Raw genomic sequence first — 20898 nt, forward strand, 5'->3', positions numbered from 1 at the left:
TAGGATTATCGAAAGATGGAGGAGCGTCAAGCCCGAACCGCCTTTGCCGCGCTGTCGCAGGAGACGCGGTTGCGGATCGTGCGGTTGCTGGTGCAGGCCGGCCCCGAGGGAATGGCCGCAGGGGCGATTGCCGAGGCGGTCGCGGTGTCACCATCCAACGTCTCGTTCCATCTGAAGGACCTCGAGCATGCCGGCATGATCATGCCGCGCCGCGAGGCGCGCTCGATCATCTACTCGGCGGATTTCGCTGGCCTGCGCGACCTCATCGCCTTCCTGATGAAGGATTGCTGCGCAGGGCACCCGGAGATCTGCGCGCCGGCGCTGGCCGATGCGCAGTGCCGGCCCGCCGCGGCCAAGAAGAGGGTGCGTGCCTGATGCGCGATTTCGACCTGCCACGGCGCCTTGTCGCCGAGGGGTTTGGGACGTTGCTGCTGGTCGCCACCGTCGTCGGCTCCGGCATCATGGCCGAGACCCTGACCAAGGACGTGGCGCTGGCGCTGCTCGGCAATACGCTGCCGACCGGCGCCATTCTGGTGGTGCTGATCACGATCCTTGGACCGATCTCCGGCGCGCACTTCAATCCGGCGGTGACGCTGGTATTCACGCTCAAGGGCGAGCTTCGTCCGCCGCAGGCTGTGCAATACATCGTGGCGCAGGTGCTCGGGGGAATCCTGGGCGCGATGGTCGCCCATGCCATGTTCGGCCTGCCGCTGCTGGAGTTGTCGGTCAAGGCGAGGACGGGCTTTCCGCAGTGGTTTGCGGAATTCGTTGCCGCGTTCGGATTGATGGCAACGATTCTCGGTGGCCTCCGGTTTCGTGAGACCGCAATTCCATGGCTGGTTGGGCTCTACATCACGGCCGCCTACTGGTTCACCGCGTCCACGTCCTTTGCCAATCCGGCCGTCGCCATCGCGCGATCCTTCACCAATACGTTTTCCGGCATTCGGCCGCAGGACCTGCCGGGCTTCATCGCCGCCGAAATGCTGGGGGCCACGGTCGCGGCGGCATTCATGACGTGGCTGTTGCGGGGCGCTGAAACCACCAAGGAGGCGATCCAATGACGATCACGATCTATCACAACCCCGATTGCGGGACGTCGCGCAACACTCTGGCCATGATCCGGCAAAGCGGGGAGGAGCCCGAGATCGTCGAATATCTCAAGACGCCTCCCTCGCGCGACACGCTGGTCTCGCTGATCGTCGCCATGGGCATCACGCCGCGGGCGCTGCTCCGCGAGAAGGGCACGCCCTATGCCGCACTCGATCTTGGCAATCCGAAATGGAGCGACGACGAGCTGATCGACTTCATGATGGCACATCCGATCCTGATCAATCGGCCGATCGTGGTGTCGCCGAAGGGTGTGAGATTGTGCCGGCCGTCCGAGGCCGTGCTTGATCTGCTCGCCGTTGCCGAGATCGGCCGGTTCGTCAAGGAAGACGGCGAAGTGGTTTCGCCGAAGCCGCAGGGTCCACGCGCCGAATGAACCGCCGTGCGGACAACGTCCTGATCGTCGCGCTCGGCACCACGCAAACCCTGGCCTGGGCGTCCAGCTATTACCTGCCGGCCATCCTCGCGGACCCGATCGCGCGCGACCTCGGCATATCCACGAACTGGCTGTTCGCCGCCTTCTCGATGGCGCTGGTGATCTCCGGACTGCTCGGCCCGCGTGTCGGCCGCCAGATCGACCGGATGGGCGGGCGCGAAGTGCTGTGCGCGTCCAACCTCATTCTTGCGGCCGGCCTGATCCTGCTCGGGCTTGCGCAGGGTGGCGTCCTGATGGCCGCGAGCTGGTTGTTGCTCGGCATCGGCATGGGGCTTGGTTTGTACGATGCGGCCTTCGCGGCCCTCGGGCGCATCTACGGCAATGCCGCCCGGCGCTCCATCACCGGCATCACGCTGATCGCCGGATTTGCCAGCACGATCGGCTGGCCGCTCAGCGCGTGGGGCCTCGCGACCATCGGCTGGCGCTGGACTTGCTTCGGCTGGGCGGCCGCGCACATCCTGATCTGTCTGCCGCTGAACGGCTTGCTGATCCCCAAATTGAACAGAGAGCATCGGGTCGCAGCCGACACGCCAAAGCCGCATATTCCGATCGACCGCGCGATGGTGTTGCTGGCCTTTGCCTTCGCGGCCGCCTGGAGCGTCACGTCGGCGATGGCGGTTCACTTGCCGCGCATTCTGGAGTCATTGGGCGCAACGCAGGCGCAGGCGATCGCGGCGGGCGCGTTGATCGGCCCGGCGCAGGTGGCGGCGCGCATAGTCGAAGCAAGCCTGCTGAAGCGCTTCCACCCGCTGTGGTCAGCGCGGTTGGCCTGTATCACGCACCCGTTGGGCGCCTGCGTCATCGGCTTGTTCGGGGGCGGCTTTGCCGGAGTCTTCGCGCTGCTGCACGGCGCCGGAAACGGCATCCTGACGATCGCGCGCGGCACGCTGCCGCTGGCGATCTTCGGTCCAAAGGATTACGGCTACCGCCTCGGACTGCTCGGGGCGCCGTCGCGGCTGTCGCAGGCGATCGCGCCGCTGGCATTCGGCTTCCTGATTTCACCGCTCGGCGGCTATACGCTCGCGGTCACGTCCGCCCTGAGTTTGGCTGCCCTCGTGGCGCTGTTCGCACTCAAGGCCGAGTATCCGCGCCCTTCATCCGCCGAACCGTCTCGAGGAACGCCTTGATGATTGGGGAGTGGCCGCGGCCGCTGTGATGGGCGATGCTGTATTGGGTCTTGATGGTGCGGTCGCTGATCTCGAGCGCGCGCAGGTTCGGGTGCGGCACGAATTCGAAGTCGGCGACGACGCTGATGCCGAGCCCGCGCTCGACCGCCTTCCAGACGCCCTCGCGGCTTTCGATCTCGAACACCGGCTCGATGCGGATGCCCTCGGCCCGCATCGTCGCCTCGAAGGCGCGCCGCGTGGTCGAGCCGCGCTCGCGCAGCACGATCGGCTGGTCGGCCAGCTCGCGCAGCCGGACCGACTTGCGCTTGAACCAGGGGTGATCGCGGTTGACGAACACGATCACGCGGTGGGTGCGATAGGGGATCATGGTGACGCGCGGATCTTCCGGCACCTCCGCTAGGATCGCGACGTCGGCCTCGAAGTCGACGATGTGGCGAAAGGTGCGCTCGGAATTGCCGAGCAGGGTCGAGATCTGGACCTCGGGGTGGTCGCGCTTGAAGGCGGCAATGATCTCGGTGGCGTGAAACGGTCCGACCGTGGCCACTCGCAGATGGCCCTTGGTGGCCTTGCCATGCGCGGCGAGCAGCTCATGCGCCTCGTCGCAGAACGTCATGATGCCGCGGGTGATCTCGAATAGCGCGCTGCCGGCCTCGGTGAGCTCGGTGTGCCTGGGCTTGCGGATCAAAAGCTCGACGCCATAAGTCTCCTCGAGCTCCTTGACCTGGATGGTCAGCGTCGGCTGGCCGACATTGAGCACGCGCGAGGCCGCGGTGAAGCCGCCATGGGCGGCGACCGCGTGGAAGGCGCGGAGCTGGCTGAACACTATTGACATAATCAATAGAACGCATCCGCAGAATGAATTTGTCAATAGCAACCGACGACGTACCTTCGCGCCAAACGGAGGACGCGCGGATGGCCTGGATTTATTCCAACCCGGTGAGGATCGAGTTCGGAGCCGACAGCTTCGACAAGCTGCCGGCGCTGATCGGCAAGCGCCCCTATGCGCTGGTGACCTATGGCGAGCCGGTCTTCGACGAACTCGAGCGCCGGCTGCGCGCCGCGGCGGGGCCGTCGGTCCTGACCATCCGCGACGTCGCGCCCAATCCGGACTACCGGCTGCTCACCGAGCAGACCGCGCGTTTTGCCGGGCTCGCCAAGCAGCCGGAGGTGATCATTGCGCTCGGCGGCGGCTCGGTGATCGATTCCGCAAAAGTGTTCGCTGCTGCCGGCGGTGACTTCGCCACTGTGAAAACCTATCTGGAGACGCAGCAGGGCGCTGAGCGACTTGCCGTGATCCCGATCATCGCGGTGCCGACCACCGCAGGCACCGGCAGCGAGGTGACCTGCTGGGGCACGGTGTGGGACGAGGCCAACGGCAAGAAATATTCGCTGGCGCGTCCGTCGCTCTATCCGACCCATGCGGTGATCGATCCGCGCCTGATGCTCGGCAAGCCGCGGCTGCTCACCATCAGCACCGGGCTCGATGCGCTGTCGCATGCGCTGGAAAGCATCTGGAACGTCAACAACAACCCGGTGTCGGCGAACCACGCGGTGGCGGCGGCGCGCGGTGTGCTCGATGTGCTGCCGGAGCTCGCCAATGATCTCGGCAATCTCGAGCTGCGCGGCCGCATGGCGCAGGCGGCGCTGTTCGCCGGGCTGGCGTTCTCCAACACCAAGACCGCGATCGCGCATTCGCTGTCCTATCCGATCACACTGCGGCACGGCGTGCAGCACGGCATTGCCTGCTCGTTCTCGCTGCCGATGGTGCTGCGCAGCGTCAAGGGGGCAGGCGGGCTCTGCGAGGACAGCCTGAAGCAGATCTTCGGCGCCGACCTTACGCGGGCGGCCGACAATCTCGAAGATTTCATGGCGCGGCTCGGCATCTCCTGCAATCCGGCCGCCTACCGGATCGAGCGCGCCGAATGGTACGCGCTGATCGCCGACTCGCTCGACGGCGAGCGCGGCCGCAATTTCCTGGGATCGAAGGAACGGCTGATCGAGGCAGCGCAGACGCAGCGGATGCCGAGCGCGGTGAGCGCGTGACGGCGGCGCAGCGACAAGGAGAGAACTCATGCAAGACAATCGCCAGGAAAACCGCAAAATCATCACCGTCAATGGGCGCCGCTACGATGCGCCGACGCGGCCAACCGTCGTGATCTGCCTCGATGGTTCGGAGCCCGGCTACATCGAGCGCGCAATCGAGGCCGGCGTCGCGCCGACCTTCGCGCGCTTCATGAAGGAGGGCGCGCATGTCCATGCCGCCAGCGTGATCCCGAGCTTCACCAATCCGAACAACCTCTCGATCATCACCGGACGGCCGCCCGCTGTGCACGGCATCGCCGGCAACTATTTCTACGACACGGCGAACAACGCCGAAGTCATGATGAACGATCCGAAATTCCTGCGCGCGCCGACCATCCTGGCCGGCGTTCATGACGCCGGCTACAAGGTTGCCGCCGTCACCGCCAAGGACAAGCTGCGCACTCTGCTCGCCCATGGGCTCGACTATGCGAGCGGCCGCGCGATCGCGTTTTCGTCGGAGAAGGCCGATCAGGCCACCAATGCCAATAACGGCATCGACAATGTCCTCGACTTCGTCGGCCTGCCGCTGCCTGAGGTCTACTCGGCCGACCTGTCGCGCTTCGTGTTCGCGGCCGGCGTCAAGCTGGTCGAGCGGCACCGTCCGGATCTGATGTATCTCTCGACCACCGACTACATCCAGCACAAGGTGGGGCTCGGCACCAGGATCGCCAACGACTTCTACGCGATGATCGACGGCTATCTCGCCCAGCTCGATGCGCTCGGCTGCAACATCGTGGCGACCGCCGACCACGGCATGAACGACAAGTTCTTGCCCGACGGCAAGCCCGACGTGATCTACCTCCAGGACGTCATGGACGACTGGACGGGTGCGGGCGCCGCGCGGGTGATCCTGCCGATCACCGATCCCTATGTCGCCCATCACGGCTCGCTCGGCTCGTTCGCGACGATCTACACGCCCGCGGGCGCCGACATCGGAACGCTGCTGATGCGGCTGCGCGACACCAAGGGTATCGAGATCGCGCTGACGCGCAAGGAGGCCTGCGCCAGGTTCGAGCTGCCGCCGGACCGGATCGGCGACATCGTCGTGATCTCGACCAAACACAAGGTGCTCGGCACCAGCGAATCCCGCCACGACCTGTCCGGGCTGACCGAGCCGCTGCGCTCGCATGGCGGGCTGACCGAGCAGCGGGTGCCGCTGATCGCCAACCACAGGATCGCGCTGCCGGCAGGGCACGCCTTGCGCAATTTCGACGCCTTCGACGTCGCGCTCAACCGCATCCAGTGACGGCTTCGACTTTCCTGGGACCAGAGGACAGCATCATGAACATCCAGAGCGCAGCCGTCCGCCACGAGCAGATGCGCATCGCAGGCAGCCTCGTCGACACCGACGAGCATGTCGAGGTCTTCAATCCCTACACCAACAAGGTGGTGGGCACGGTGCCGGCGGCGCGGCCGGAGCATGTCCGTAGCGCCTTTGCCAAGGCGGCGGCGTTCAAGCCGAAGCTGACGCGCTATGAGCGGCAGCGCATCCTGCTGCGCACCGCCGAGATCCTGGCCGGTCGCAAGGAGGAGTTCGCGCGGCTGATCACCGCCGAGTCCGGGCTGTGCTGGAAGGACTCGCTGTACGAGGCCGGCCGCGCCTATGACGTCTACTCCTTCGCGGGCCAGCTCGCGATCCAGGACGATGGCGAGACGTTCTCCTGCGACATCAGCCCACAGGGCAAGGCGCGCAAGATCTTCACGACCCGCTCGCCGCTGCTCGGCGCGATCTCGGCGATCACGCCGTTCAACCATCCGCTCAACATGGTGAGCCACAAGATCGCGCCGGCGATCGCGACCAATAACCGCGTGGTGCTGAAGCCGACCGAGCTGACGCCGCTGACTGCGCTCGCGCTCGCCGACGTGCTGTACGAGGCGGGGCTGCCGCCCGAGATGCTGTCGGTGGTCACGGGCAATCCGCATTCGATGGGCGATGCGATGATCACCGATCCCGACGCCGATCTCGTGACCTTCACCGGCTCGGTCAGGGTCGGCAAGCACATCGCCGGCAAGGCGGGCTATAAGCGCCTGGTGCTCGAACTCGGCGGCAACGATCCCCTGATCGTGATGGAGGACGCCGATCTGGAGAAGGCCGCGGAGCTTGCGGTCACCGGCGCGACCAAGAATTCCGGCCAGCGCTGCACCGCCGTGAAGCGCATCCTCTGCGTCGAGGCGGTTGCCGACGATTTCGCCGCGCTCGTGCTGAAGAAGGCGCGTACGCTGAAGTGCGGCGATCCGATGGACCCGACGGTCGATGTCGGCACCGTGATCCATGAGGGTGCGGCGAAGGAGTTCGAGCGCCGCGTCAATGCGGCGGTTGCCGACGGTGCCGAGCTGTTGCACGGCAACGACCGCAACGGCGCGCTGTATCCGCCGACGGTGGTCGACCGGATCCCCTACACCAGTGAGCTGGTGATGCAGGAGACGTTCGGCCCGGTGATCCCGATCATGCGCGTGCCCAACGACATCGAGAGCGTGATCCGGATCTCGAATGCGACCGCGTTCGGCCTGTCGTCCGGGGTCTGCACCAACCGGCTCGACTACATCACGCGGTTCGTCAACGAGCTCGATGTCGGCACCGTCAACGTCTGGGAAGTCCCGGGCTACCGGATCGAGATGTCGCCGTTCGGCGGGATCAAGGACTCCGGCCTTGGCTACAAGGAAGGCGTGCAGGAGGCGATCAAGAGCTTCACCAACGTCAAGACCTATTCGCTGCCCTGGCCGATCTAGAGCAGCGCGTGGAGGGCCGCGCGCGGACAACAACAACAACGCCGCGGCCGATTGCGATCACCAATCAATCAGGGGAGGGTTCAATGTCGATTACGTTCAGTCCGTCGAGCGTCGGCGCGGTCGGAGCGCAGAATCCGGAGCTTGCGACCTCGTTCCGCCGCGCGCAGTGGCGCATGCTGTTCGCGGCGATGTTCTGTTATCTGTTCTTCTACACCGGACGGCAGACCTTCGGCTTCGCGATTCCCGGCATACAGGCCGAGTTCGGTGTCACCAAGGAGGCGCTGGGCTGGGCCAGCGCGGCGCTGCTGTGGTGCTACGCGGTGGGCCAGGCCATCAACGGCAATCTCGGCGACAAGTTCGGCGGCCGCCGCGTGATGAGTGCAGGCGCGATCCTCTCCTTCATCATGAACTGGGCGACTTCGCTTTCGACCGGGATCGTCAGCCTGACCGCGTTCTGGGGCATCAACGGCTATTTCCAGTCGATGGGATGGGCGCCGGGCAGCCGGCTGCTGTCGAACTGGTGGGGCCGCCACGAGCGCGGCACGGTCTACGGGCTCTATACCTTCGCGGCCGGTCTCGCCTCGGTGCTGTCGTTCGTCACCTCGCTCGTCGTGGTCGGCTATTTCCAGCTCGACTGGCGCTGGATCTTCCGCATTCCGGTCGTGCTGCTGCTGCTCGGCGGCATCGCATTCTATCTGATCGCGCGCGAGAAGCCCGAGGACATGGGCTTTGCCTCGCCGCATGACGAGGCCGACGACGTCACCGCTGTGGAGGCCGCGGTCGACGCCAATGAGGGCTCGCTGGCGCGCTACAAGGCGGTGCTGTCGAACTGGCGCCTGCTGGTCGCCGGCGTCGCGATCGGTTTCCAGAACGCGGCGCGCTATGGCCTGCTGGTGTGGGTGCCGGTGCACTTCCTCGGCAGCAATTGGGCCAAGGCCGGCGCCAGCTCGGTGATCGATCCGCGCTGGATCAGCGTCGCGTTGCCGGTCGGCATGGCGGTCGGCGCCTTCAGCAATGGCTGGGTGTCGGACAAGGTGTTCGGCTCGCGCCGCTACCTCGCGATCGTGCTCTACATGGTGCTCGCCGCGGTCACCGCGATGTGCATGTATGCGATCCCGGCATCTGACGTCTATCTCGGCATGACCGTGCTGTTCCTGTGCGGCTTCTTCACCTACGGCCCGCAATCCTCGTTCTGGGCGCTGTGCCCGGACCTGGTCGGGCACAGGCGGGCAGGGACCGCGACCGGCGTGATGAACTTCTTCGCCTATCTGTTCGCCGGCCTCGGCGAGCCGATGATCGGCCACTTCATGGACAAGCACAACCAGACCTCGCTGGTGTTCGTGGTGGTCGCGGTCTGCGCGACGTCGAGCGCGGTGGTGGCGGCCTTCATTCGCCGCTAGCTCACGCACATGCGTCCCCGGTGACAGCCTGGGACGCAGCAGCCGTCGGGGCACGTAGCCCGGATGAGCGCAGCGATATCCGGGGCTCGTGAGGTCCCCGCATATCGCTTCGCTCATCCGGGCTACGGACTGTTATCTCACGCCCAATTCCTCGCCACGGGCTGATCAATGACAAGGCTCTTAATGTATAATATGAAGCGATATCAATGGCTTATACTGTATTGCATGCAGAATACAAAATGTGCTTGTGGCGCCTGCCAGGTTGAAGCAGACTTCTCGCCGGGCAGGAGGGGGCCGGTGACCTTCGATGACGAAGGTGGCTTCAGGGCAAAACAATCTGCCGGCAGAGGAGCGAGCAATGAGCGATCAGGTGTCCACCATCGCAATGGCAGATACGGCGAAGCCATCCGGCGTGCGCTGGAAGATCTTCCTGCTGATGCTGTTCCTGATCTCGATCAACTATATCGATCGCGCGTCGCTGTCGGTCGCAATGCCTGTGATCGCCAAGGAGTTCGATATCGACCCCGCGATGCAAGGCCTGATCCTGAGCTCGTTCTTCTGGACCTACGCGCTGATGCAGGTGCCGGGCGGCATGCTGGCCGATCGCTTCAAGCCGCGCATCGTGATCGCGTCAGCGACATTGTTCTGGGGCTTCTTCCAGGCGCTGGCGGCATTGTCCACCAGCTGGATGCTGCTGCTGCTGACCCGGCTCGGGCTCGGCGCCTCGGAAGCGCCGATCTATCCGGCCGGCGGCAAGCTCAACGCGATCTGGATGACGCAGACCGAACGCGGCCGCGGCGCCACGCTGCTGGACGGCGGCGCGCCGCTCGGGGCGGCGCTCGGTTCGATCGTGATCGCGTGGTTGATGGCGGCATTCAGCTCCTGGCGGGTCGCCTTCGTCGTCGCCGGCGTCGGCACCATGCTGTGCGGGCTGTGGGCCTGGCACTACATCCGCAACGTGCCGCGCGAGCATCCGTCGGTCAACGAAGCCGAGGCGCGCTATCTCGAGGCGGCGCATGCGATCGAGGACGCGGCGACGCCGCCGTCCTCGGGCGCCAGCTGGATGGCGTATTTCCGCTTCCGCTCGGTGTGGTGCATGTGTCTCGGCTGGATGTTCTTCAACACCACCTTCTACGGGCTGTTGACCTGGATGCCGACCTATCTGTTCAAGGTGCACGGCTTCGACATCAAGGCGCTCGGCGGCGCCTCCTTCATCATCTTCTTCGCGGGCTTCGTCGGCGAACTGGTCGGCGGCTGTATCGGCGATACCTGGCGCGAACGGGGCGGGACGCCCAACACCGTGTTCCGTACCCTGTTCGGCATCGCGGCGGTCATGGCGACGGTGTCGATCTTCCTGGTCGCCTACGTCAGCAACGCGGTCGCGGTGGTGGTGCTGCTGTCGACGACGCTGTTCTTCCTGCGCTGGTGCGGCATGTACTGGGCGATTCCGTCGGCACTTGCAGGCCGTGGCAAGTCCGGCTTCCTGGGCGGCTGCATGAATCTCGGCGGCAACATCGCTGGCATCACGACGCCCTTGATCGTCGGCTTCATCGTGCAGGCCACCGGCTCCTACTTCCTCGCCTTGATGTATTTCGCCGCCGCGGGCATTGCACTGTTGATCTGCTCGACCCTGATCGATTACAGCCGCAAGCTCCCGGTCTAGAATCGAAACACGGTCGGGCCCGCCAAGGGCTCGGCCGGTTGATGAGGCCTCGTGAATGACACGTCCCGTCCGGCTCGGCATGCTGACGCCGTCGTCGAATACCGCACTCGAGCCGATCACCTGCGCGATGCTGGCAGGCGTCGACGGCGTCTCGGCGCATTTCTCGCGCTTTAGGGTCACGGAGATCGCGCTGTCGGAGGCGGCGCTGCGCCAGTTCGACGCCAGCGAGATCCTTGGCGCAGCAGAACTGCTGGCCCACGCCAAGGTCGATGTCATCGCCTGGAACGGCACCTCGGCGAGCTGGCTCGGCTTCGATCGCGACGAGAGCCTGTGCGAGCAGATCACGGCGGCAACGGGTATCAGGGCCTGCACCACGGTGCTGGCCTATCGCGACCTGCTGCGGCGGATCGGCGCCAGGCGCATCGGGCTGGTGACGCCGTATCGCAAGGACGTGCAGGACAAGATCATCACCAACTGGAATTCGGAGGGGCTCAACTGCTTTGCCGAGCGCCATTTGTCGCTGCAGGATAATTTCACTTTTGCCGAGGTCAGCGAAGCCAGGGTGGCCGCGCTGATCGAGGAGGTGGTGCGCGAGGGCTGCGATGCCGCCGTCGTGCTCTGCACCAACATGCGCGGCGCGGGTGCCGCCGAACGGCTGGAGCGCGGGTTCGGCGTGCCGGTGCTCGATTCGATCGCGGTGACCCTGTGGGCGTGCCTGACAGCTGTCGGCTGCGATCCGTCGCGCGTGCACGGTTGGGGCAGCCTGTTCACGAATCCCGATCTGCGCGCGGCGACCGCGATCTCCAAACATGAAATGAAGGCCAACGGTGACTGAAGCCAACACCAAAACCAAGCCGACCAGGCGCAACAAGGAAGCCAAGCGCGCGATCACGGCGCAGCAACGGCGCCGCCTGCGCGTGCCGCGGGTCGGACTGCATGAGCAGGCGGCGGCGCGGCTGCGCAGCATGATCGTGCGCGGCGAGCTGGCGCCGGGGCAATCGCTGGGCGAGGCGGACCTGTCCGACGCGCTCGGTATTTCGCGGACCCCGCTGCGCGAGGCGCTGAAGCAATTGGCGAGCGAAGGCCTGGTCGAGCTCAGGCTCAACCACAGCGCCATGGTGGCGCCGTTCCGTCGCGCCGAGCTGACCGAATTGTTCGAAGCCGTCAGCGGCATCGAGCGCTGCGCCGCCGAGCTCGCCGCGCAGCGCATGGAGGATGCCGATTTCGAGCGGCTGGAGGCGCTGCAGGACAAGATCGAATGGCACCACGGCCGCGGCGAGCTGCGCGATTATTTCCAGGTCAACCAGCAGATCCATTCGGCGATCGTCGGCTTCGCCCGCAACGCGGTGCTGAAGGCGACGCATGAGGCGCTGCTCGCACGGGCCGAGCGTGCGCGCTTCTTCGCGCTGTCGGTGCTTGGGCGCTGGGATGAATCGGTGCGCGAGCATCAGGAGATTCTGGCCGCGCTGAAAGCGCGCGATGCGGCGCGAGCCGGACAGTTGCTGGCCCATCACGTCCGCCGCACCGGCGAGATCGTCGCCGAGACGCTGGACAACACGCCTGATGACGCCGCCGTACCGGACGCAGCCGCGAAGCCACGCGGCCGCAAGGTGAAGAAAGCTGCGCCATGAAGATCCTGCTGCTCAATCCCAACACGATGGCGGCAGTGACCGATCTGCTGCATGCCGCCGGCAGCAAGACGGCATCAGCTGGTACCGAGCTGGTGCCTGTCACAGCGACGCGCGGGGTGCCTTACATCGCGACCCGCGCCGAGGCCCAGATCGGCGGTGCGATTGCGCTTGAGATGCTGGCCGAGGCCGGCCCCGGCGTCGATGCCGCCATCATCGCCGCGTTCGGCGATCCCGGCCTGTTCGGCGCGCGCGAGCTGTTTGCGTATCCCGTCGTCGGCCTTGCCGAAGCCGCGATGCTCACGGCCTGCATGCTCGGACGGCGGTTCTCGATCGTGACCTTCGCCGGCGCGCTGGCGCCCTGGTACGAGGAATGCGTCGCCATGCATGGGCTGGGCGCGCGCTGCGCCGGTATCCGCACGCTCGATGGCGACTTCCGGTCGATCTCGGAGGTGCAGGCCGAGAAGGAGGAGCTCCTGGTCGCGCTCGCCAACCAGGCGGTCGTGCAGGACAATGCCGACGTCGTCATTCTGTCCGGCGCACCGCTCGCCGGGCTCGCGGCGAAGGTGCGCGATCGCATTCCAGTGCCGGTGGTCGATCCTGTCGCGGCCGCCGTGCGCCAGGCGGAGACGCTCGCCGTGCTGAAGCCGCGCAAGGCGGTGGCCGGCACGTTCCGCCGGCCCGATCCGAAGCCGACGATCGGGCTGGCCGAGCCGCTGGCCGCCATCATCGAACATCGCTCACCGAAGGAGGGGACCCGCTGATGTCCTTCGACACCATCATCCGCGGCGGCACCGTGGTCACCGCTGCCGACACCTTTGCCTGCGACGTTGGAATCCGCGACGGCAAGATCACGGCGCTCGGTCATGATCTCGGCGGTGCGGCCGAGATCATCGATGCGACCGGCCGGTTGGTGCTGCCGGGCGGCATCGACAGCCACGTGCATTTCGCCCAGCCGTCGGGCGACGGCATCGTGATGGCCGACGGCTTGGCCTCCGGCACCCGTTCGGCGGCGTTCGGCGGCAACACCACCGTGCTGCCGTTCTGCCTGCAGGAGAAGGGCCAGACGTTGCGCGAGGCGCTGAAGCACTACCATGCGCTGGCCGAAGGCGAGTGCCATGTCGACGTCGCCTTCCACCTCATCGTCACCGATCCGACCGAGCATGTGCTGGGCCAGGAGCTTCCGGCACTGGTCGAGGACGGCTACACCTCGCTAAAAGTCTTCATGACTTATGAGGGGCTGGCGCTGTCGGATCGCGAGCTGCTGGAGACGATGTCGGTCGCGCGCGAGACCGGCGCGATGCTGATGGTGCATGCGGAGAATTTCGACGCGATCCGCTTCCTGACCGACCGGCTGGAACGCGCCGGCAACACCGCGCCGCGCTTCCACGCGACCTCGCGGCCGATCCCGGTCGAGCGCGAGGCGACCCACCGCGCGATCTCGCTGTCCGAGCTGGTCGACGTGCCGATCATGATCGTGCATGTCTCGAACCGCGAGGCGATGGAGGAGATCCGGCGCGCACAGCAGCGGGGCTTGCGGGTAATGGGCGAGACCTGTCCGCAGTATTTGATGCTGACCGAGAAGGATCTCGATCAGCTCAATATGGAAGGCGCAAAATACGTCTGCTCGCCGCCGCCGCGCGACGTCGCGAGCCAGCAGGCGTGCTGGGAGGGACTGCAGCAGAAGGTGTTCTCGGTGTTCTCGTCGGACCATTGTCCGTTCCGCTACGACGACCCGAAAGGAAAGCTCGCGCCCAAGGGGCGCACCAGCTTCCGCTGGGTGCCGAACGGCATCCCCGGCGTGGCGACGCGGCTGCCGATCCTGTTTTCCGAGGGCGTGGTCAAGGGCCGGATCGACCTCAACAGCTTCGTCGCCTTCAGCGCCACCAACCACGCCAAGATCTACGGCCTCTATCCGCGCAAGGGCACCATTGCGATCGGCTCCGATGCCGACATCGCGCTGTGGGACCCGACGCGGAAGGTGACGATCCGCCATGAGCTGATCCACGACGGCGCGGACTACACGCCCTATGAGGGCCTCGAGGTCACCGGCTGGCCGGTGCTGACCATGGTGCGCGGCAAAGTGGTCGTCGACGACGGCGCCCTGGTCGGCAGCAAGCAGCACGGCACGTACCTTGCGCGCACCAAACCGCAGTCAGGGGCGACCATTTTGTAACACGCGAACCAGAAGGCAGGAGACCACCATGCCCTATGCGACAACTGACGACGGCGTCCGCCTCTATTTCGAGGAGACCGGATCGGGTCATCCGGTGATCCTGGTCCACGAATTCGCCGGCGACCTCCGCAGCTACGAGCCGCAGATGCGGCATTTCGGCAAGCGCTTCCGCACCATCGCCTATAATGCGCGCGGCTTTCCGCCGTCCGACGTGCCGGAGCAGGTCGCGTCCTATTCGCAGGCGCGCGCCTCCGACGACATCCTGGCCGTGCTCGATCACATCGGTGCGCCGAAGGCACATATCGTCGGCCTCTCGATGGGCGGCTTCGCGACCTTGCATTTCGGATTGCGTCACCCTGATCGGGCGCTGTCGCTGTGCATCGGCGGCTGCGGTTATGGCGCCGAGCTCGACAAGCGCGAGACGTTTCGCGCCGAGGCCGACGCGATCGCGGCCATGATCCGCAAGGAGGGCATGCCGGCCTTCGCCGAGCGCTACGCCTACGGGCCGACGCGCGTGCAGTACGAGAACAAGGATCCGCGCGGCCACGCCGAGTTCAAGCGCATGCTGGCCGAGCACTCGGCGGTGGGATCGGCCAACACCCAGCAGGGCGTGCAGAAGGAGCGGCCCTCGCTCTACACGCTGGTCGACGAGATGAAGCGCATCACAGTGCCGACGCTGATCATCACCGGTGACGAGGATTGGCCGTGCCTGCTGCCGGGCATCCTGATGAAGCAGAGCATCCCGTCGGCGGCGCTCGCTGTGATGCCGAATTGCGGCCACGCCATCAACATCGAGGAGCCCGACGAATACAACCGCATCGTCGGCGAATTCCTGGCCCAGGTCGAAAGCGGCCGCTGGCCGCAGCGCGATCCGCGCGCGGTGAGTGCCTCGATCACCGGGATGAAGGACTAGGCACGTACCCGCTGTCGCCGGCCTGCGTGGGGCTCCAGTGCCCCACGCTCGCACGAGAGCGGATCAACGCGCGATGCGCGTATCGTCGAGATAGAGATCAATCGAATACCGCAAGTGCTGCAACCGTCGCGTGAATCGAAACGCGCGATGATGAATCATTGTGACGAAGTGTTGCTCGCAAAAAACTTACACAGAGCTGTCATCGGCAATGGCTAACTTGTCGCAGGTCGACGTCACAAATCCGTAAAATCAAGGGGCACTACGTGAAATCCAAATTTCTTTCGACGGTCGGAGTCTGTCTGATCGCCGCGACCGCGGTTATGTATGGCGCCGCGGCGCAGGACGACAATCACGGCGATGATCATCATCCGCACCACATCCACACCGCAACGCCGATCAAGCATCTCGTCGTGATCTTCAACGAGAACCGCTCGTTCGATCATTATTTCGCGACCTATCCGAACGCAGCCAACCCGACCGGGTCGATCCCGTTCATCGCGAAGCCCCACACGCCGCGGGTCAACAACCTCGCCAGCGCCGGATTGCTGACCAACAATCCGAACCTCAATCCGGCCAACGGCACCGGCGCGACCAATCCGTTCCGCCTCGACCGCACGCAGGCCAACACGCGCTCGCAGAACCACGCCTATACGCCCGAGCAGCAGGCGGTCGACAACGGCAAGGAAGACCTGTTTCCGGAATTCACCGGTCGCGGCACCGCCGGCGGCGTCGGCGCGTTCGGCACCAACGGCCAGGTGATGGGCTATTTCGACGGCAACACCGTCACCGCGTTCTGGAACTACGCGCAGAACTTCGCGATGAGCGACAACAACTGGACCGACACTTTCGGTCCGTCGACGCCCGGCGCGCTGGAGGTGGTGTCCGGCCAGACCAACGGTGCGCAGAACATCGTCGGCACCTCATCGTCGATCGCCGACGGCCAGGGTGGCCTGACGCTGATCGGTGATACCGACCCCGCCTACGACTCCTGCTCGAGCACGACCAGCCAGGTCCTGATGACCAGCAAGAACATCGGCGACCTGCTCAACGCTGAGCAGATCAGCTGGGGCAGCTTCATGGGCGGCTTCGACCTGACGCTCAAGAACGCCAACGGCACCACCAATTGCGCCCGCAGCACCTTCTCGAGCAATGTCAACGGCACCGTCGTGGACTACATCCCGCACCACGCCTGGTTCCAATACTACAAGTCGACCGCCAATCCGACCCATGCGCGGCCGAGCTCGGTGAACGCCATCGGTCACACCTACGTGCCCGGCAGCAAGACGGTCGACCCGGCCAACCATGCCTACGATCTCGAGGACTTCTACGCCTCGGTGAAGGCCGGCAATTTCCCGGCCGTCTCCTACATCAAGATGCCGGCCTATCAGGACGGTCATCCCGGCAACTCCGATCCGCTCGACGAGCAGGCGGGCAATGTCGAGCTGATCAACTTCCTGCAGAAGCAGAAGGAGTGGGGCGAGACCGCCGTCATCATCACCTATGACGACTCCGACGGCTGGTACGACCACCAGTACCTCGCGCCGATCACCGCCTCGTATGATCCGACCGCCGACCAGGTCAACGGTCCCGGCCAGTGTGGCCGCGGCATCGGCAAGCAGACCCAGCCGAAGGGCCTCGAAGGCAAGCCGGTCAACGGCCGCTGCGGACCCGGTACGCGCGTTCCGTTCCTGGTGATCTCGCCGTTCGCCAAGCGGAACTATGTCAGCCACACGCTGATCACGCAGGCCTCGGTGGTGCGCTTCATCGAGGACAACTGGCTGCATGGCCAGCGTCTCGGCGGCGGCTCATTCGACGACAGCGTCGAATCGATCGCGGACCTGTTCGACTTCGAGCGCGGCCAGGGCCAGGATCACGAGTACCGGCAGGATACGCTGTTCCTCGATCCGACCGCGGGCACCGTCATCGTCAGCCCGCCCGACGAGCATCACCATCACTAACGCTCCGGGACTAGCGCCCTTGGGATTACTGGACGTCATATGAACGGCCGCATGTTGTGGCTTCTCGGCGCCGGCCTGCTCTGCATGGCCGGCGCCGTTGCGGCAGTCGGGACCGAGCGGCTGCCGGGGATGAATCCGAATCCGGTGCAGCTCAGGCGTCCGCCGGTCGCTCCGCTGTCCGGCATGGCGCAGCTTGGTAAGATGATCTTCTTCGACGCCTCGCTGTCGTCGTCGGGCGCATTGTCGTGCGCATCCTGTCACAGCCCGGACCACGCCTATGGCCCGCCCAATGATGGGCCGGTCATGCTCGGCGGGCCGACGCAATCCCGGCAAGGGACACGGGCCGTTCCCGGCCTGACATATCTCGAGCGACAACCGAATTTCAGCATCGGTCCGGAGAAGGACGAGGACGACAACGTCGTCGACTTCGCGCAACTGGCCGCAGCCGGCCGGCAAGCCGTGCGCGCCAGGAAAGTTGCGACCGGGACCGCTGCTTCAGCGGTCAACATCGTGCCACAGGGCGGACTGTTCTGGGACGGCCGCGCCGATACGCTGCAGGACCAGGCGCTCTTCCCGCTGCTCGACCCCAACGAGATGGACGGCGGCAGCATCGAGGTGGTGGCGCAGAAGCTGCGCCAGGCGAGCTACGCGCCGCGCTTTGCCGAGCTGTTCGGCGCCGGCGTTTTCGACAATACGCGGCTGCTGGTCGCGGAGGCGATGTTCGCGGTCGCGCGCTATCAGGTCGAGGAGCCGAGCTTCCATCCCTACACCAGCAAGTTCGACTACTGGCTGGAGGGCAAGGCGCGGCTCAGCGAGAGCGAGCTGCGCGGCCTGCAACTGTTCAACGATCCGGAGAAAGCCAATTGCGGCGGCTGCCACACCTCGCAGCCGACCCGCGACGGCCTGCCGCCGCTGTTCACCGACCATCAATACGAGGCGCTCGGCGCGCCGCGCAACGCCGCGCTCGCCGCCAACCGCGATCCCGATCATTTCGATCTCGGGGTCTGCGGCCCGTATCGCACCGACATCGCCGAGCAGACGCAATATTGCGGGATGTTTCTGACGCCGACCCTGCGCAACACCGCAACGCGCCGCGCATTCTTCCATAACGGCGTCTTCAGCAGCCTCGAGCAGGTGCTCGACTTCTACAATTTCCGCGATACCAATCCGGAGAAGGTGTTTCCGCGCGCAGCCGACGGACGGTTAAGGAAATACGACGATCTGCCGGAGAAATATCACGGCAATATCGACGTCAGCGATCCGCCGTTCGAGCGCCATCCCGGCGAGACGCCGGCGATGACGTCGCAGGACGAGGCCGACATCATCGCCTTCCTGAAGACATTGACCGACGGTTACCAGCCGGAGCGGTGAACCGTCGCCACCGTCGCCAGCGGAACCGATACGTGAGTTGGCAGGCCTCCGCCAGACGCGCATAATGGGCGCATGAATGTCGTCGAAGGCAACGGCGCCAAAATCCCCGCGATCGGGCTCGGCACATGGGAGTTGCGCGGGCGGATTTGTGCGCGCATCGTCGAGCAGGCGCTGCGGCTCGGCTACCGGCACATCGACACCGCCCAGATTTACGACAATGAGCGCGAGGTCGGCGAGGGGCTGCGCGCCTCCGGCATCAGGCGCGACGATGTGTTCGTCACCACCAAGATCTGGACCACGCATTTCATGGCGAAGGATCTCGAACGCTCCGCCAAGGAGAGCCTGGCACGCTTGCGCATGACGGAGGTCGATCTGCTGCTGCTGCACTGGCCCAATCCGCAGGTGCCGCTCGCCGAGACGCTCGGCGCCTTGGCGCGGGTTAAGCAGGCCGGACTGGCGCGGCATATCGGCGTCTCGAACTTCAATGTGCCGCTGATCGAGGAGGCGGTGGCGTTGTGCCCCGAGCCGCTTGCCTGCGATCAGGTCCAGTACCATCCCTATGTCGCCCAGGCCGATGTGATCGCGGCCTGCGTGCGCCACGGCATGGCGTTCGTGGCCTACAGCCCGATCGCGAAAGGGAAGGTCAAGGGCGACCGCGCGCTGGCGCGGATCGGCGACCGCTATCGCAAGACTGCGGCCCAAATCTGCCTGCGCTGGCTGGTGCAGCAGAACGTGTCCGCGATCCCGCGTACCTCGAAGCTCGAGCGGCTCCAGGAGAACATCGACATCTTCGATTTCGAGCTGTCGGATGCGGACATGGCCGAGATTTCGGCGATGGGCGGCGCGACAGCCGGCTGAGGTTTTTCGAGCCGAAAATGCTGTCTCTCGCTGCAGCAGGTCCAAAATACCTTGACTTCGATTTCCGTATACGGCCGCCTTATGGCGGCCGAGCCCTCGTTCGGCTTTCCGGCCATATTTTTCAAAGGGAGAATTGCATGAGAATCATAGTCCTCGCGTTGAGTATTCTGTTCGCGGGCGCAATTGCCACACCGCCGTTCGTATCCGATGCCTATGCGCAGCAGAATCCGCCGAAGGCCGGTGCCAAGAAGGCTGGGCAAGCCACCGGGCAAACCAACAACCGCCCCTGCAGGTCACGCAATCGCGCGTGCTATTGAGGCGTTGCGGTGACGGTCACCTGTCACCGCAGTTCCCCGCGCGTCGTTTCCTCCGGCGCGAAGCTCAAATGGTTGCGATGGCCGGCGGACCCATCCTTTGCGCGTCACCGGGTGGTGATCCCATGTGATAACGGGCTGTTGCGGATCGGCCATCACGCCGGACCGATCCGGCTTCAGGTAGAATGGGATTGAGGCCGCTCCAGATTGCCCGCTATGGTGCCGGTAGGGGAGCATCACGACGTGATCGAGTGGGATGAAGTTTCGGCCAAACGCGGATCTGATGGCGTCGGTGTTCGTGCACCTGATGCTGCTCGCGCTGATTTTCCTGTATTCGGAGGTCCATCAGTTCGATCCGGTCGCCGCTGACACGGTGCCGGTCGAGATCGTGACGCCGCAGGAGGTCACCAGGACCGAGGTCCAGTCCGAGCCCGATCCGGTGCCGAGCCCGTCGCCGACACCCGAATTGCGGTTGCCGTCGCTCGACAAGCCGGTCGGCTCCGCCAAGCCCGAAGCAGCAGCTCAAGCACAAGCGCCGCAGAAGCAGCAGACGGCGCCGCCTGCGCAGAAGCAGGCGACACCGCCGGCGCCCAAGCCCAGCCCGTCGCCGCAGCATGCTGCGGCCGAGCCGCCGCGGACGACACCGATGCCCCAGCAACAGGCGGCGGCGTCACCGCCTGCCTATACGCAGCCCGAGCCTGACCTGTCGGTCAAATACAATGTGATGCTTGGTCTGCCGCCCGACATCTCCGTGAAGCCGCCCGCCGATGCGCCGTCGGGTCGCGGTCCCGGCAAGGACAATTTCGACGCGGCGGCCACCGAGCAAGCCGATGTCGGCTCCAGCGTGGCCGCGGAATTCCGCCGCCATCTGAAGACCTGCCTGAAGCTCCCCGCGAACGTGACCACGAGCGATGACGTCAGGATCAAGCTCCGGGTGTTCATGAAGCCCGACGGCAAGCTTGCGGCATCGCCCTTGCTGATCGAGGCCACCGCGTCGGAGAAGGGGCCGCTGTTGCTCAAGAGCGCGACCGAGGCGCTGCAAGCCTGCCAGCCCTATGCGATGCTGCCGAAGGAGCGCTACGGCGAATGGAAGGTGCTCGACCTCGACTTCACGCCGCGCGATTTCGCGTCGTAG

The 20898-nt window shown here is 65.5% G+C and carries 19 protein-coding genes; 18 read left to right on the forward strand and 1 reads right to left on the reverse strand.

Annotated features, from left to right (window positions below; genetic code table 11):
* The first annotated feature begins 15 nt into the window (after nucleotides 1-15).
* Genes ACVIW0_RS16360 through ACVIW0_RS16375 form a run of 4 tightly spaced genes read left to right on the forward strand, consistent with a single transcriptional unit; the run spans nucleotide 16 to nucleotide 2670 of the window.
* Nucleotides 16-375, forward strand: coding sequence for an ArsR/SmtB family transcription factor (locus ACVIW0_RS16360; protein ID WP_461353246.1), 360 nt, complete (start codon nucleotides 16-18; stop codon nucleotides 373-375).
* Nucleotides 375-1061, forward strand: coding sequence for an aquaporin (locus ACVIW0_RS16365; RefSeq protein WP_461353247.1), 687 nt, complete (start codon nucleotides 375-377; stop codon nucleotides 1059-1061). The genes ACVIW0_RS16360 and ACVIW0_RS16365 overlap by 1 nt, the downstream gene beginning before the upstream one ends.
* Nucleotides 1058-1483, forward strand: coding sequence for an arsenate reductase (glutaredoxin) (gene arsC / locus ACVIW0_RS16370; RefSeq protein ID WP_461353248.1), 426 nt, complete (start codon nucleotides 1058-1060; stop codon nucleotides 1481-1483). The genes ACVIW0_RS16365 and arsC overlap by 4 nt, the downstream gene beginning before the upstream one ends.
* Nucleotides 1480-2670, forward strand: a complete 1191-nt coding sequence (locus tag ACVIW0_RS16375; RefSeq protein WP_461353249.1) for an MFS transporter — start codon at nucleotides 1480-1482, stop codon at nucleotides 2668-2670. The genes arsC and ACVIW0_RS16375 overlap by 4 nt, the downstream gene beginning before the upstream one ends.
* Here ACVIW0_RS16375 and ACVIW0_RS16380 read toward each other — a convergent pair.
* Nucleotides 2615-3502, reverse strand: a complete 888-nt coding sequence (locus ACVIW0_RS16380) for a LysR substrate-binding domain-containing protein (protein WP_461357348.1) — start codon at nucleotides 3500-3502, stop codon at nucleotides 2615-2617. The genes ACVIW0_RS16375 and ACVIW0_RS16380 overlap by 56 nt on opposite strands.
* An 80-nt stretch (nucleotides 3503-3582) precedes the next feature.
* On the opposite strand from ACVIW0_RS16380, the gene psrA reads away from it, so the two are divergent.
* From psrA to ACVIW0_RS16450, 14 genes are all read left to right on the forward strand, one after another.
* Entirely contained in the window at nucleotides 3583-4713 is a 1131-nt protein-coding gene (gene psrA, locus ACVIW0_RS16385; protein ID WP_461353250.1) for an iron-containing alcohol dehydrogenase PsrA, read from the forward strand.
* Nucleotides 4714-4741: 28 nt separating this feature from the next.
* Nucleotides 4742-5998, forward strand: coding sequence for a phosphonoacetate hydrolase (gene phnA, locus ACVIW0_RS16390; protein WP_461353251.1), 1257 nt, complete (start codon nucleotides 4742-4744; stop codon nucleotides 5996-5998).
* Nucleotides 5999-6033: 35 nt separating this feature from the next.
* Complete coding sequence (phnY, locus tag ACVIW0_RS16395; RefSeq protein ID WP_461353252.1) at nucleotides 6034-7482, forward strand: phosphonoacetaldehyde dehydrogenase; 1449 nt, start codon at nucleotides 6034-6036, stop codon at nucleotides 7480-7482.
* An 83-nt stretch (nucleotides 7483-7565) separates the two neighbouring features.
* Nucleotides 7566-8882, forward strand: coding sequence for an MFS transporter (locus tag ACVIW0_RS16400; protein ID WP_461353253.1), 1317 nt, complete (start codon nucleotides 7566-7568; stop codon nucleotides 8880-8882).
* A 358-nt stretch (nucleotides 8883-9240) separates the two neighbouring features.
* A complete protein-coding gene (locus ACVIW0_RS16405) occupies nucleotides 9241-10545 on the forward strand; it encodes an MFS transporter (RefSeq protein WP_461353254.1) in 1305 nt (434 codons plus the stop codon).
* A gap of 55 nt (nucleotides 10546-10600) precedes the next feature.
* Nucleotides 10601-11380, forward strand: a complete 780-nt coding sequence (locus ACVIW0_RS16410; RefSeq protein WP_461353255.1) for a maleate cis-trans isomerase family protein — start codon at nucleotides 10601-10603, stop codon at nucleotides 11378-11380.
* The gene (locus ACVIW0_RS16415) at nucleotides 11373-12176 is read left to right on the forward strand and encodes a GntR family transcriptional regulator (protein ID WP_461353256.1); all 804 of its coding nucleotides are present in this window, start codon (nucleotides 11373-11375) and stop codon (nucleotides 12174-12176) included. Before ACVIW0_RS16410 ends, ACVIW0_RS16415 begins: the two co-directional genes overlap by 8 nt.
* Nucleotides 12173-12937 (forward strand): aspartate/glutamate racemase family protein, encoded by a 765-nt coding sequence (locus ACVIW0_RS16420; protein ID WP_461353257.1) that lies wholly within the window; start codon nucleotides 12173-12175, stop codon nucleotides 12935-12937. The genes ACVIW0_RS16415 and ACVIW0_RS16420 overlap by 4 nt, the downstream gene beginning before the upstream one ends.
* Nucleotides 12937-14349 carry a dihydropyrimidinase gene (gene hydA, locus ACVIW0_RS16425; RefSeq protein WP_461353258.1) on the forward strand — a complete coding sequence of 471 codons (1413 nt, stop codon included), beginning with the start codon at nucleotides 12937-12939 and terminating at the stop codon, nucleotides 14347-14349. Before ACVIW0_RS16420 ends, hydA begins: the two co-directional genes overlap by 1 nt.
* A gap of 28 nt (nucleotides 14350-14377) precedes the next feature.
* Nucleotides 14378-15262 carry an alpha/beta fold hydrolase gene (locus ACVIW0_RS16430; protein ID WP_461353259.1) on the forward strand — a complete coding sequence of 295 codons (885 nt, stop codon included), beginning with the start codon at nucleotides 14378-14380 and terminating at the stop codon, nucleotides 15260-15262.
* Nucleotides 15263-15582: 320 nt separating this feature from the next.
* A complete protein-coding gene (locus ACVIW0_RS16435) occupies nucleotides 15583-17220 on the forward strand; it encodes a phospholipase C (RefSeq protein ID WP_461357349.1) in 1638 nt (545 codons plus the stop codon).
* 51 nt (nucleotides 17221-17271) lie between these two features.
* Nucleotides 17272-18591 (forward strand): cytochrome-c peroxidase, encoded by a 1320-nt coding sequence (locus ACVIW0_RS16440; RefSeq protein WP_461353260.1) that lies wholly within the window; start codon nucleotides 17272-17274, stop codon nucleotides 18589-18591.
* Nucleotides 18592-18663: 72 nt separating this feature from the next.
* On the forward strand, nucleotides 18664-19449 hold the full coding sequence (locus ACVIW0_RS16445) for an aldo/keto reductase (protein ID WP_461353261.1): 786 nt from the start codon (nucleotides 18664-18666) through the stop codon (nucleotides 19447-19449).
* Between the two features lie 570 nt (nucleotides 19450-20019).
* Nucleotides 20020-20898, forward strand: a complete 879-nt coding sequence (locus tag ACVIW0_RS16450) for a hypothetical protein (protein ID WP_461353262.1) — start codon at nucleotides 20020-20022, stop codon at nucleotides 20896-20898.

It is taken from the genome of Bradyrhizobium sp. USDA 4454, assembly GCF_054822705.1.